This is a genomic window from Methylobacterium sp. 1A, from assembly GCF_058072805.1.
Genome location: NZ_JBYQVE010000001.1, coordinates 2,323,025 through 2,335,858, shown reverse-complemented (window position 1 = coordinate 2,335,858; position 12,834 = coordinate 2,323,025). Strand labels below are relative to the sequence as shown.

Sequence of the window (12,834 nt, the reverse complement as noted above, 5' to 3'; positions counted from 1 at the left end):
CGCGCGGCGACGGGCCGAAGCGGTCGCCAGCCTCATGGCGACTTCGGCGAACCGGGCAGATCGAGCCCGCCCCGCGCCTTGAGCGCCCGGTACGCCGCGACCGCCGCCGCGAGATCCCGGCGCAGCCGGCGCTCGTCGCCGAGATCGGCGAGGGCGTAGGTGAGGCCGAGGATGTGGGCGGCCTCGTAGCCCTCCGGCAATTCGCCCGCGCTGCCGAGGGCGATCGCCGCGTTCGGCAGCGCGTCGGCGAAGTCCGACAGCCGAGTCCTGAGCGCGGCGCCGCTGGCGCGAAGATGGGCACCGGCCGCCGCCGGACCGTGGCTGCGGATCGCCGCCACCGTTCCCTGCGCCAGCGACAGGTGCACCGCCTCGCGGTTCGCCGGAAACAGGTAGACGAGGTAGTAGCCCCGCGTGGCGCTGGTGGTGACGGCGGGATCGAACACGGCGATCCAGGGGATCGCGGCCCAGTGGCTCCCGCGCCCCGGGCTGCCCTTCACCAGGAACGGCCCGTCGATCGGCTCCAGGGCGGCGCGCAGCTCGTCCGGCGCACCCCTGCGGATGACGGCGGCGAGCGGGTGGCCGGCCGGCGGGTCGAGCCGGGCGAGCGGGTATTCCTCGACGATCCGCCGGAGGGCGTAGCCGAGGCTCACGGCCGCGCCAGCACCCCGCCGGTGATGGCCTCGCGTACCCCGGTGGTCGCCGGGAAGGTGATCGGCAGGCCCTTGAGCGAGCGCACCGCGAGGTACGCGAAGGCCTGCGCCTCCAGATAGGCGGAGGACCAGCCGATCGCGTCCGCGGTCGTGATCTCGGCGCGCAGGTGGTAGTTCAGGAGCCGCACCAGCTCGCCGTTGCGGGCGCCGCCGCCGGCCACGATCCAGCGGGTCGGGATCTCGGGGGCGTGGTCGAGGGCCCGCGCCACGGCCCGGGCCGTGAAGGCCGTCAGCGTCGCGGCGCCGTCCTCGGTGGAGAGCTGGCCGGCGAGCTTGTGGGAGAACCAGTTCCGGTCGAGCGATTTCGGCGGCTTCCGGAAGAAGAACGGGTGGGTCAGGAGCCAGGCCAGCAGCTGCTCGTCGGGCCGGCCCCTCGCCGCGGTTCGGCCGCCATCGTCGAGGTTCTTGCCCTCGCGCTCCTGCATCCACTCGTCGATCAGGGCGTTGCCGGGGCCGGTATCGAAGGCAATGACGCCGCCCCTCGAATCGATCAGCGTCGCGTTGGCGACGCCGCCGATGTTCAGGATGCCGAAGGGCCCGTCGAAGCCCGAGGCCTCGGCGAGCGCCTTGTGGAACACCGGCACCAGCGGCGCCCCCTGCCCGCCCGCCTCGATATCGGCCCGGCGCAGGTCCGAGACGACCGGGATGCCGAGCCGGGTCGCCAGCGCCTGCCCGTCGCCGATCTGGATCGAGATGCGCTGGTCCGGCCGGTGGATCACCGTCTGGCCGTGGAAGCCGATCACGTCGATCTCGGAGGCGGTCAGGCCGTGCTCCGCCAGGAAGCGCTCCACGGCCTCGGCGTGGGCGAGGGTGACGAAGGCCTCGGCCTCCGGCAGCCGCCCGGGCCGGTCGGCGGGATGGAGCACGGATTCGGCGTCCTTGGTGGCCGCGCGCAGCAGCGCCTTCTCGTCGTCGGCGTAGCCGCGGTAGCCGGTCGGGCCCAGCGGTTCGAGGAAGTTGTTGTGGCCCTTGACCACGTGGACCCGCTCGCCGTCGGTCTCGATCAGCGCGATGTCGACGCCGTCCAGCGAGGTGCCGCTCATCAGTCCGATCGCGCGCATCATCGCCATGCCGCCCTGCCCCGTGCCTTTCGGCCAACGCCCTGCTAAGAGCGCGCCGTATCCTGAACCCAGCGCGAGCTAGCATGCGGGGCCTCGGCCTGTCGCGCCAGCGCGCGACCCGAGATGGCATCCATGACCGCCGAGAGCTTCGCGCCGAAATCCGACTTCCTGCGGATCCTGACCGAGCGCGGCTACATCCACCAGACCTCGGACCTCGCCGGCATCGACGCCGCGGCCCTGGAAGGCCGGCTGACCACCTATGTCGGCTACGACTGCACGGCGCCCTCGCTCCATGTCGGGCACCTCCTGTCGATCATGATGCTGCACTGGCTGCAGGCCACGGGCGGCAAGCCGATCGCCCTGATGGGCGGCGGCACCACCCGGGTCGGCGATCCGTCCGGCCGCGACGAGACCCGCAAGATCCTCACCGTCGAGCAGATCGACGCCAACAAGGCCGAGATCCGCAAGACCTTCGACCGGTTCCTGCGCTTCGGCGAGGAGACCGGCGATGCCGTGATGGTCGACAACGCCGAGTGGCTGACCAAGCTCAACTACATCGAGATGCTGCGCGACGTCGGCCGGCATTTCTCGGTGAACCGCATGCTGTCGATGGACAGCGTGCGCCTGCGCCTGGAGCGCGACCAGGAACTCTCGTTCCTGGAATTCAACTACATGATCCTCCAGTCCTACGACTTCGTGGAGCTGAACCGCCGCTACGGCTGCGTCATGCAGATGGGCGGCTCGGACCAGTGGGGCAACATCGTCAACGGCATCGATCTCGGCCGCCGCATGGGCACGCCGCAGCTCTACGCCCTGACCTGCCCGCTCCTGACCACGTCGTCGGGCGCCAAGATGGGCAAGACCGCCGCCGGCGCCGTCTGGCTCAACCCGGACATGCTGAAGCCCTACGAGTACTGGCAGTTCTGGCGGAACACCGAGGACGCGGACGTGGCCCGCTTCCTCAAGCTGTTCACCCTCCTGCCCATGGAGGAGATCGCGCGCCTCGCCGCCCTCGCCGGCTCCGAGATCAACGCGGCCAAGACGGTGCTGGCCACGGAGGCGACCGCGCTGATGCACGGCCGCGAGGCCGCCGAGGCCGCCGCCGAGACCGCCCGCAAGACCTTCGTCGAGGGGACGCTGGCCGCCGACCTCCCGAGCGTCACCGTGCCGTCCGCCGCCCTGGAGGCGGGCCTCGGCGTGCTCACCGCCTTCGGGCCGGAGGTCGCCAAGCTCGTGCCGTCCACCAGCGAGGCGCGCCGTCAGATCAAGGGCGGCGGCCTGCGGGTCAACGACGTGCCGGTCACGGACGAGAAGGCTGTCCTCGGCCGCGGCGACGTGACCGCGGACGGGGTGATCAAGCTCTCCTTCGGCAAGAAGCGGCACGTGCTGTTGCGGCCCGAATAGGCCGCCCGAGACCGCCACGAGGGACGGAACGCGTGAGCATAGCCCGCATCCTGGTGATCGACGACGAGCCGCCGATCCGCCGGCTGCTCCGCACCGGTCTCGGGACGCAGGACTACGCGGTCGTCGAGGCCGCCGACGGGGCCGCGGCGCTCGTCGCCCTGGAGGCCGGCGGGGTGGATCTCGCGCTCCTCGACCTCGGCCTGCCCGACATGGCCGGCCACGCGCTCCTGGCGGCGATCCGCGAGCGCTGGCCCGACCTGCCGGTCGTGATCCTGTCGAGCCGCGACGACGAGCGCGGCAAGGTCGAGGCTCTCGATCTCGGCGCCGACGACTACGTCACCAAGCCCTTCGGCATGAACGAGTTGTTGGCGCGCATCCGCGCGGCCCTGCGCCATCGCCTCGCCATGCAGGGTGAGCGGCCGGTCTTCCGGGTCGAGGACCTCTCGGTCGACCTCGTCCGCCGCATCGTCCGCGTCGGCGAGCGCGAGGTGAAGCTGTCGCCGCGGGAATACGAGTTCCTGCGCGTGCTGGTGCAGCACGCCGGCAAGGTGCTCACCCACGCGCAGCTCATGCGCCACGCGCCGGCCTCGTCGGACCCGCAGTACCTGCGCGTCTACATCCGGCAGCTGCGCCAGAAGCTCGAGCCCGATCCCGAGCGCCCGCGCTACCTGCTCACCGAGACCGGCGTCGGCTACCGCCTACGCGCGCCGGATTGAGCCCGGCGCGCCGGCTCAGGGCTCCAGCCCCTCCTCGACGCGCCGCGCGGCGCGCAGCTTCTCGACCCGCGCCACCGAGAACACCGAGGCCTCGTAGAGGAGCAGCATCGGGATCGCGAGGGAGAGCTGCGAGATGACGTCCGGCGGGGTCAGGATGGCGGCGGCGACGAAGACCAGCACGATCGCGTAGCGGCGCTTCTCGCGCAGGAACGCCGCGTCGATGATCCCGATCTGGCCGAGCAGCGTCAGGATCACCGGCAGCTGGAAGGCGATGCCGAACGCGAAGATCAGCGTCATGATCAGCGACAAGTACTCGTCGACCTTCGGGAGCAGCTTGATCGTCGGCTCCCCGGCGACGCCCACCTGCTGGAGCGACACCGAGAATTTGATCAGCAGCGGCATCGCCAGGAAGAACACCACGAGCGCGCCGAGCAGGAAGAAGATCGGGGTGGCGACGAGGTAGGGCAGGAACGCCTTGCGCTCGTTGCGGTAGAGGCCGGGTGCCACGAAGGCGTAGATCTGGGTCGCGATCACCGGGAAGGCCAGGAAGGCCGCGCCGAAGACGCTGAGCTTGATGTTGGTGAAGACCTGTTCGAGGAAGTGCGTGGCGATCAGCTCGGCGTTCTGCGCACCTACGATGGAGACGTAGGGATAGACCAGCACGTTGTAGATATCGCGCGAGAAGAAGAAGCACGCGAAGAACATCAGCACGAAGGCGATGAGCGACTTGATCAGCCGCGACCGCAATTCGATCAGGTGCTCGAGCAGGGGCGCCCGGGACGCCTCGATCTCGGCCTCGTCCGCCTCGCTGATCATCGGGCAGCCGTGCCGTTCTTGGACTCTTCGGTGGCGGGATGCGCGGCGGGCGGGTCGGGCGGAGGGCCGAACGGATCGTCCACCGAGCCGGGCACGGGCAGGGGCGCCTCCGCGACCTCGGTCGCCGCACCATGGTCCGACGCGCCGGCTGGCGTCACCGGATGCGTATCGGCGGCGTGAGGCGCCGCCGCGGCTTCCTGCTCGGCCTTCAGCTGCGCCGTGGCGTCGGCCAGCGACCGGGTCTCGACCGGGGGTGTCTCGGGGCCGGGCATCTCCGGTCCCATCTTCTCCGGACCCATCTTGGCCCGGCCCTCGACGGCGCCCTTCAGTTCGTCTCGGATCGTCTGCACCGGATTGAAGGTCGAGCCCGCCGTGCGGACGGTGTTGCGGATGCCGTCGACCTCGCGCCGGACGTCGTCGAGCTCGGCCTCGCGGATCGCCTCGTTGAACTGCATCTGAAACTCGCCGGCCATGCGGCGCAGCTTCGTGGTGATCTGCCCGACGGTGCGCAGCGCCTTCGGCAGATCCTTCGGCCCGATGACGATGAGGGCGACGCCGCCGATCAGCATCACCTCGCCCCAGCTCATGTCCAGCATGTCGTCGACGGTCCTGCTGCCCCGAGATCCGGCACGGCGGCCGGACCCCGTCAGGCTCTACACGAGCGCGCGCGCTCTGACAGTCCTACAGTCAAGCTCGCCGTCAGACCGGCTTGCGCTCGCCGCCGGGGATATGACTCGCCGGGATCGCGGTGCCGGGGCTCGTCTCGGCAGCGTGCGGGATGGTGCGGACCGGCTCGGCCGGCGGCGGCGCGGTTTGGGCCGCCGGCGGAGTCTCGTCCTCGGCCATGCCCTTCTTGAAGGCCTTGATGCCCTTGGCGACGTCGCCCATCAGGTCGGACACCTTGCCGCGTCCGAAGAGCAGCATCACGATGACCGCGACGATGACCCAGTGCCAGATACTCATGCTGCCCATGGCAACCTCCTGCGGGCGCCCCGAAGAAGCGGGAGCGTGACGCCACGTCCGGTTGAGGATTTCGGGGCGAACCTAGGGATCGCGCCGCCCGAACACAAGCAGAGGCGATGCCACGGCCGGTGGAAGGCCGCGATGGATCGCCGCGCGGTGTCTCAGGTCAGGCGGCGGCGAGGGCCGCGGCGAAGCGGTCGCGGGCTTCCGCGACGTCGAGCCCGTCGCCGGCGGGATCGAGCCGCGCCAGCGCGGCGGCGGCGCGCCGCGCGGCCTCGCCGGTCAGTTCGGGCGCCGCCTCGGCCACCGCTTGCATCTCGTCGCGCGCGCCGTTGCAGTGGAGGCCGATGTCGATCCCCGCCGCGAAGGCGCGCTCCGTCCGGTCGCGGAACGTGCCGGTCAGCGCGTGCATGGACAGGTCGTCGGTCATCAGCAGGCCGTCGAAGCCGATGGCGCCGCGGATGATGTCGCGGATGACGGTGTCGGACTGGGTCGCCGGCCGGTCGGGATCGATGGCGGTGAAGACGACGTGCGCGCTCATCGCCATCGGCAGGTCTGCGAGGGCGCGGAAGGTGCGGAAATCCTGCCCGGCGAGATCCGCGCGGGTCGCGTCGACCACCGGGAGGCCGTGGTGGCTATCGCAGGTGGCGCGCCCGTGCCCCGGAATGTGCTTCATCACCGGCAGGACGCCGCCGGCCATCAGGCCCTCGGCGACGGCGCGGCCGATCTCGGCGACCCGCTCCGGGCTCGTCCCGTAGGCCCGGTCGCCGATGATGTCGTGCGAGCCCGGCGCCGGCACGTCGAGGACGGGGGCGCAGTCGACGTTGATGCCGACCTCGGCAAGGTCGTGCGCCATGAGGCGCGCGCCGAGCCGGGCGACGGTCGCGGCGCTGCCGTTCAGGCGGCCGTAGCGGCCGCCGGCCGGATAGGCCGGCCAGTGGGGCGGGCCCATCCGCTGGACCCGGCCGCCTTCCTGATCGATCAGGATCGGCGCCCGGTCGGACCCGACGCAGTCCCGGAGTGCCCCGGTGAGGGCGCGGACCTCGTCGGGCGTCCCGATGTTGCGCTTGAACAGGATGAAGCCCCAGGGCTTCACGTCCCGGAAGAAGGCCCTCTCCTCCGCCGTGAGCGACGGGCCGGTGCAGCCGAGAATCAGGGCGCGGGAGGTCATCTGGAACGACTCGGGGACAGCTCGGTTGCGGCGCGAAGACGGCGCGAGAACGGCGGCGGAACCGCCGGACGGCGCGAATCGATGGCGACAGAGTCGGGCGGGAACGGGGAGCCGGCAAGACCAAACCGGGGCCCCGGACCGGTGGCCGGGGCGATCGCGCCGCCCGTGTTGCCTAGGGGACTCGGTCGGACGGGCGACGCGGATCACCGCGGACGGGCACGCCGTCCCGTCCGCGAGGTGCCGTCAGGAGATCAGTTCTTGGCCACGAAGCACTGGCCGCCCGCGCCCTGCAGGGCGCTGCACAGGCTCGCGGCCTGGGCCTTCTCCAGCGGTCCGACGCGGACGCGGTAGATCGTCTTGCCGTTGACCTCGGCCTGCCGGATCAGCTCGGGCTTGCCGGCGAGCTGCGCGTACTTGGCCTGCAACTGGTGGAACGCGGCCTTGGCCTCGGCGGCGGAGCTGCGCACGCCCAGCTGGACCGAGAAGCCGCTGACCGGGCCGGACTTCACGGCGTCGTCGTCCGTCGTGGTGCTGGCGGTGGTGTCGGGCGCGGCCGCCCCGGCCGGAGCGACGGCGGCGATGCGCTGGGCGGCCTTCGGCGGCGGCTTCACGGCCACCGGCTTGGGCGCCGGCTGCTCGACCGCGGCTTCCGGCTGCGCGTCGACGGGCGTGGCCGTGGTCGCCGGCATGGCTGCGGCGGTCTGGCGGACGGGCCTGGACTTCGGGGCCGGCGGAGCGGGCGGCTCGTCGCTCGGCAGGACCATGGTGGGGATCGGGGCCGGCCCGGCATCGGCGGCCTGCTGCTCGCGCGGCGGCGGCGCGGGCGGCGCTTCGGGCTTGACCGCCACGGTGCGGACGCGGCGCGGCTCCCCGAAGGCCTCGAACGGGCCGCTGCCCGGCGTCGTGCCACCCTGGGCGCCGCTCGGCTGCGACGGGCCCTGGGCCGCCCGCGCGGCCTCGGCCACGTCGAGGGGCTGCTCCTCGCGGTTCACGATCTTGATCTGGCCGTCCTTCTTGCCCTTCGGGTCGTAGATCTGCCGGTTCTGATCCGGGATCTCGACGCCGTCGGCGACCTTCGGGGCGACCTTGAGGGGCGTGGAATCGGCCTGGACCACCGGCACGCCGCCGTGGCCCGAATTGCTCAGGCCCTTGTAGGTGAGCGCCCCTGTGACGGCGAGCGCAACCACGGCGACGCCGGCACCCACCGAGACGAGCCGCCGCCGCGGATTGGCGCGCCGGAGCGCGCGGCTGTCCGCGTAGGTCTCCTCGTCGCCGGTCGAGGTCGGGCCGCTCTCCGGAGCGTAGCCGGCGCCCTCGCGGTGCGTGTCCTGCTCTACCGAGGCGAGATACTGGTCGAACGCGTCGGCCGGCGTGGCCTTGGCGGGTTCCGGGGCGAAGCTCGGCTCGACCCGGGCATTCCAGGCGGCCTGCTGCGGCGCGGCGGGCGCGACGGCGCGCATCTCGTCGCGGGCCGCGAGCAGCGCCCGGAACGGGTCGTCCTGGCCGACGATGCGGGCGAGTTCCGCCAGCGGGTCGCCCTTGCCGGACGCCTGCGGCGCCTGGCCCTTCTCCTGACGCAGATCGCGCGCGAGGGCGTCCAAATCGACCTGAGCGCGCGAAGCGTTCGTCATGGCAGCATCCTCACATCAACGCCGAAGACCGGCCCGATGCACCCGGGCCTATCGCATCTCGTCCGGCGCGGTCACACCGAGAATCGCAAGGCCGGCCGCCAGCGTGCTCCGCAGAGCTTCGACGAGCGCCAGCCGGGCCCACGTCGACTTTCGGTCGGTTGCATTAACAAACCGTAATTGCGGCAAGTCTTTGCCCTTGTTCCAGAAACTATGCAGCGCGGAGGCCAGTTCATAGAGGTGGAAGGCGATTCTGTGCGGCTCGTGCGCCAGCGCCGCGGATTCGAGGACCCGCGGGTACTGCGCGATGAGGCGCATCATCTCGATCTCGCCCGGGTCGCTCAGCACGGAGAAATCCGCCTCGCGGGCCAGCGCCGCGGCCGAGAGGTCGGCGTCCGGGAAGGCCTCGCGCGCCTGCCGCTGCACCGAGCGGACGCGGGCATGGGCGTACTGGACGTAGAAGACCGGGTTGTCCTTCGTTTGCTCCACGACCTTGGCGAGGTCGAAATCCAGGGTCGCGTCGTTCTTCCGGTAGAGCATCATGAACCGGATCGCGTCGCGGCCCACCTCGTCGATCACGTCGCGCAGGGTCACGAACTCGCCGGCCCGCTTGGACATCTTGACCGGCTCGCCTGCGCGCAACAGCCGCACGAGCTGGCAGAGCTTGACGTCGAGCGTGGCCTTGCCGTCGCTGACCGCCTTCACGGCAGCCTGCATGCGCTTCACGTAGCCGCCGTGATCGGCGCCCAGGACGTCGATCAGCTCGGTCGCGCCGGCGAGGTACTTGGCCCGGTGGTAGGCGATGTCGGAGGCGAAGTACGTGTACGAGCCGTCCGACTTCAGCAGCGGGCGGTCGCTGTCGTCGCCGAATTCCCGGGTGCGGAACAGCGTCTGCTCGCGGTCCTCCCAATCCTCCGGCAGCTGACCCTTGGGCGGCGGCAGGCGGCCCTCGTAGACGAGGCCCTTGGCGCGCAGTTCCGCGAGCAGGGACTTCACGGCCCCGCTCTCCTGGAGCGTGCGCTCGGAGAAGAACACGTCGTGGCGGATGCCGATCGCCGCCAGGTCGGCCCGGATCATCTCCATCATCATGCCGAGCGCGGTCTCGCGCACCGCGGGCAGCCACTCCGCCTCCGGCTTGTCGAGGAGCGCGCGGCCGTGGGTCTCGGCCAGCGCGGCGCCCACGGGCTTCATGTAGTCGCCCGGGTAGAGGCCCTCGGCGATGGCGAAGGGCTCGCCCAGGGCCTCGCGGTAGCGCTGGAAGGCCGAGCGGGCCAGCACGTCGACCTGAACGCCGGCGTCGTTGATGTAGTATTCCCGCGTCACCTGCCGGCCGGCGGCGACGAGCAGGTTGCACAGGGCGTCGCCGAACACCGCGCCGCGGCCGTGCCCGACATGCATCGGCCCCGTCGGGTTCGCCGACACGTACTCGACGTTGATCGGGCCGCCGGGCAGCCGCGCGCGGCCGAACGCCTCCGGCGCCGTCAGCGCGTCGCGCACGACCGCGTGGAAGATCGCGGGGTCGAGCCGCAGGTTGATGAAGCCCGGCCCGGCGACGCTCGCCTCGACGATCCGCGGGTCCGCGCGGAGTTCCTCCGCCAGGGCCTCGCCGAGCGCCTTCGGATTGGTCCGCGCCTCCTTGGCGAGCACCAGGGCGGCATTCGTGGCGAGATCGCCGTGCGACGCGTCGCGGGGCGGCTCGACGACCACGCGGCCCAGGTCGAGGCCCTCGGGCAGGTGGCCGGCGCGGGTCAGCGCCTCCACGGCCTCGCGCACGCGCGCCTCGAACAGGGCGAAGATGTTCATGGATCTCGATCTCGCTCGCGCGGGGGTCTCGTCGCCCGGCCCGTCCGGCCTGCGCCCGCCCCGGCGGTCTAGCAAGGGGGCGGGAGGGTGTCACGGCGCCGGGCCGCGCACCGACCGCGCGGAATCCGCGGTCGCGGCATCGCTCCGGTAACCACGTGCGCGTCGCCGACGGGTTATCCCGCGCGACGAATACGGATCGCCCAGTGTCCGTCTTGTCTCGAACGAGACGACACGGTGTCATCGTCGGCGATCGTGAGTAGGCCGATCGCGGAGTTATTGATGAAGACCTTGACGATTGCGGGAACGGCGCTCTGCGCGCTCATCCTGGCCGCGCCGAGTGCCGAGGCGGGCGGGTTCCGCGGCGGCGGATTCCATGGTGGCGGATTCCATGGTGGCGGATTCCATGGCGGCAGCTTCCGGGGCGGTTACCGCGGCGGCTACGGCTACCGCGGCGGCTACGTGGCCCGCGGCTTCTACGGGCGCGGCTACGGTTACGGCTACCGCGGCGGCTACGGTCGGGCCCTCGGCTACGGGCTGGCCGGCGCGGGGATCGGCCTCGGGCTCGGGCTCGCCGCCGGCAGCGTCTACGGCGGCTACGGTTATGGCGGCTACGGTTACGGCTACCCGGCCGCCTACGGCGGCTACGGCTACCCCGCCGCCTACGGTGGCTACGGCTACGGCGGGTGCTACGGCAGCTTCACCTGCGGCTGCGGCTGCTGACACGCGCCGGCCCCGCGCCGGGCCCTCAGGGCTCGGCGAGGGGCAGGCCCCGGCTGGGCAACTCCCAGTGGAGGTCCGGCGTCGTCGCGTAGAGCTTGCGGTGCGCCAGGACCGCGTAGGTGTCGGTCATGCCGGCGATGTAGTCGGCGACACGACGGGCGACCCGGGCCTCGGTGGCCCCGTCGAGACCGGCGCTCCACTCCTCCGGCATCCGGGACGGCGCCGCGGTGAACGCGGCGAACAGGTCGTTGACGATGGCGTCGGCCTTCTTCCGCACGGCCACCACGCCGGGATGCCGATACATCCGCTCCCACAGGAAGCGCATGATCTCGGCGTCGGCCGCCGCGATCTCCGGCGAGAACACGATGACCGGCTGATCCGCGTTGCGGATGTCCTCGACGCGCTGCGGATCCAGGGCGGCGATGCGGCGGCCGCCCTCGCGGATGACGTCCTCGACGAAGCGGGTGATCACCCGGCGGGCGAGCTCGTGGATCATCCGCGACGGCTCCAGGCCCGGATGGAGCCGGTCGATCTCGTCGAGCAGCCCGGCCAGGAACGGGACCGCCCGCAGCTCCGGGATCTCGAACAGGCCGGCGCGCAGCCCGTCGTCGAGGTCGTGGGCGGCGTAGGCGATGTCGTCCGCCAGCGAGGCGGCCTGGGCCTCGGGGCCGGCCTGGCTCCACAGGTCGAGGGGATTCAGCGCGTCGTATTCCAGGATCGCCGCCGGGATGCCGCGGGCGGCGTAGCGGGGCGTCGGTTGGCCGTTCGCGGTGAGCAGCGGACCGTTGTGCTTGACGAGACCCTCCAGCGTCTCCCAGGCGAGGTTCAGCCCGTCGAAGCCGGCGTAGCGCCGCTCCAGCCGGGTGACGATACGCAGCGCCTGGGCGTTGTGATCGAAGCCGCCGTGGCGCGCCATGCAGGCGTCGAGGGCATCCTCGCCCGTATGGCCGAAGCAGGTGTGGCCGAGGTCGTGGCTGAGGGCCAGCGCCTCCGCGAGGTCCTCGTCGAGCCCGAGGGCGCGGGCGAGCGCCCGGCCAATCTGGCTCACCTCCAGGGTGTGGGTCAGGCGGGTGCGGTAGTGGTCGCCCTCGTGATGCACGAAAACCTGCGTCTTGTGCTTCAGCCGCCGGAACGCCGTCGAGTGGATGATCCGGTCCCGGTCGCGCTGGAAGTCGCTGCGGGTCGGCGAGCCGGCCTCCGGGATCAGGCGGCCCCGGGTGCGGGCCGGGTCGGTGGCGTAGGGCGCGCGCCAGCGCTCACCGTTCGGTCGCACGGCATCCGCTCTGTAACTCACGCACCCTGCTCATGACGGCTCCCCGCCCGGCGCGTTGCGGCGCGGGCTTGCGGCTCATATCTTGTGGGTCGAGGCGCCCTCGGCAACGGGCCGGGCGCGCCGTCCACCGAACGAATGCGTGGCCAGAGACCGATGGCTGAGATCACCCTGACCGCCCGCGCGGCCAAGCGCATCAACGAGATCATGGTGGCGGAGCCGGCTGGCTCGTCGCTGCGGATCAGCGTCAACGGCGGCGGCTGCTCGGGCTTCTCCTACGCCTTCGACATCACCCGCGCCCGCGAGGCGCAGGATGTCGCGATCGAGCGCGACGGCGCCACCGTGATCGTCGATCCGGTCTCGCTCGAGTACATGAGCGGCTCGACCATCGATTTCGTGAACGATCTGATCGGGCAGTCTTTCAAGATCGAGAACCCGCTCGCCACCGCCTCCTGCGGCTGCGGGACCTCCTTCTCGTTGTAGCCCCCGCCCCGGCGCCGACGCGCCGTTGCGTCCGTACGACACCTTTCCAGGCTCGATCGCCCGGGCCGGCGCGCGCGATTGCCTCGCCC

At 71.7% G+C, this 12,834-nt stretch carries 13 protein-coding genes; 4 read left to right on the top strand and 9 right to left on the bottom strand.

What is annotated here, in order from left to right; genetic code table 11:
• Positions 1 to 32 precede the first annotated feature (32 nt).
• Positions 33 to 650 carry a DUF3578 domain-containing protein gene (locus tag ACX9MN_RS11340; protein WP_489724442.1) on the bottom strand — a complete coding sequence of 206 codons (618 nt, stop codon included), beginning with the start codon at positions 648 to 650 and terminating at the stop codon, positions 33 to 35.
• Complete coding sequence (locus ACX9MN_RS11335) at positions 647 to 1,780, bottom strand: anhydro-N-acetylmuramic acid kinase (RefSeq protein WP_489724441.1); 1,134 nt, start codon at positions 1,778 to 1,780, stop codon at positions 647 to 649. The genes ACX9MN_RS11340 and ACX9MN_RS11335 overlap by 4 nt, the downstream gene beginning before the upstream one ends.
• 123 nt (positions 1,781 to 1,903) lie before the next feature.
• Here ACX9MN_RS11335 and tyrS point away from each other — a divergent pair, with 123 nt between their 5' ends.
• Together tyrS and ACX9MN_RS11325 are read left to right on the top strand one after the other, a co-directional pair.
• Positions 1,904 to 3,175, top strand: coding sequence for a tyrosine--tRNA ligase (tyrS, locus tag ACX9MN_RS11330; RefSeq protein WP_489725222.1), 1,272 nt, complete (start codon positions 1,904 to 1,906; stop codon positions 3,173 to 3,175).
• A 32-nt stretch (positions 3,176 to 3,207) separates the two neighbouring features.
• Positions 3,208 to 3,891, top strand: a complete 684-nt coding sequence (locus ACX9MN_RS11325; RefSeq protein WP_091676838.1) for a response regulator — start codon at positions 3,208 to 3,210, stop codon at positions 3,889 to 3,891.
• 15 nt (positions 3,892 to 3,906) lie between these two features.
• On the opposite strand, the gene tatC is transcribed toward ACX9MN_RS11325, so the two are convergent.
• From tatC to argS, 6 genes are all read right to left on the bottom strand, one after another.
• Positions 3,907 to 4,707: a twin-arginine translocase subunit TatC gene (gene tatC, locus ACX9MN_RS11320; RefSeq protein ID WP_020092044.1), complete on the bottom strand. Its 801-nt coding sequence runs from the start codon at positions 4,705 to 4,707 to the stop codon at positions 3,907 to 3,909.
• On the bottom strand, positions 4,704 to 5,303 hold the full coding sequence (gene tatB / locus ACX9MN_RS11315) for a Sec-independent protein translocase protein TatB (RefSeq protein WP_056528755.1): 600 nt from the start codon (positions 5,301 to 5,303) through the stop codon (positions 4,704 to 4,706). The genes tatC and tatB overlap by 4 nt, the downstream gene beginning before the upstream one ends.
• Before the next feature lie 103 nt (positions 5,304 to 5,406).
• The gene (locus ACX9MN_RS11310; RefSeq protein ID WP_489724440.1) at positions 5,407 to 5,679 is read right to left on the bottom strand and encodes a twin-arginine translocase TatA/TatE family subunit; all 273 of its coding nucleotides are present in this window, start codon (positions 5,677 to 5,679) and stop codon (positions 5,407 to 5,409) included.
• Positions 5,680 to 5,836: 157 nt separating this feature from the next.
• A complete protein-coding gene (gene nagZ, locus ACX9MN_RS11305; protein WP_489724439.1) occupies positions 5,837 to 6,841 on the bottom strand; it encodes a beta-N-acetylhexosaminidase in 1,005 nt (334 codons plus the stop codon).
• A gap of 251 nt (positions 6,842 to 7,092) precedes the next feature.
• Positions 7,093 to 8,472, bottom strand: coding sequence for an SPOR domain-containing protein (locus ACX9MN_RS11300; RefSeq protein ID WP_091976498.1), 1,380 nt, complete (start codon positions 8,470 to 8,472; stop codon positions 7,093 to 7,095).
• Positions 8,473 to 8,520: 48 nt separating this feature from the next.
• Positions 8,521 to 10,272: an arginine--tRNA ligase gene (gene argS / locus ACX9MN_RS11295; protein WP_489724438.1), complete on the bottom strand. Its 1,752-nt coding sequence runs from the start codon at positions 10,270 to 10,272 to the stop codon at positions 8,521 to 8,523.
• A gap of 279 nt (positions 10,273 to 10,551) precedes the next feature.
• On the opposite strand from argS, the gene ACX9MN_RS11290 reads away from it, so the two are divergent.
• Positions 10,552 to 10,992, top strand: a complete 441-nt coding sequence (locus tag ACX9MN_RS11290; RefSeq protein ID WP_489724437.1) for a hypothetical protein — start codon at positions 10,552 to 10,554, stop codon at positions 10,990 to 10,992.
• Positions 10,993 to 11,017: 25 nt separating this feature from the next.
• Here ACX9MN_RS11290 and ACX9MN_RS11285 read toward each other — a convergent pair whose 3' ends face one another.
• A complete protein-coding gene (locus ACX9MN_RS11285) occupies positions 11,018 to 12,265 on the bottom strand; it encodes a deoxyguanosinetriphosphate triphosphohydrolase (protein WP_447681450.1) in 1,248 nt (415 codons plus the stop codon).
• A gap of 153 nt (positions 12,266 to 12,418) precedes the next feature.
• On the opposite strand from ACX9MN_RS11285, the gene ACX9MN_RS11280 reads away from it, so the two are divergent.
• Positions 12,419 to 12,745 carry a HesB/IscA family protein gene (locus ACX9MN_RS11280; protein ID WP_020092036.1) on the top strand — a complete coding sequence of 109 codons (327 nt, stop codon included), beginning with the start codon at positions 12,419 to 12,421 and terminating at the stop codon, positions 12,743 to 12,745.
• The last annotated feature ends 89 nt before the right edge of the window (positions 12,746 to 12,834 follow it).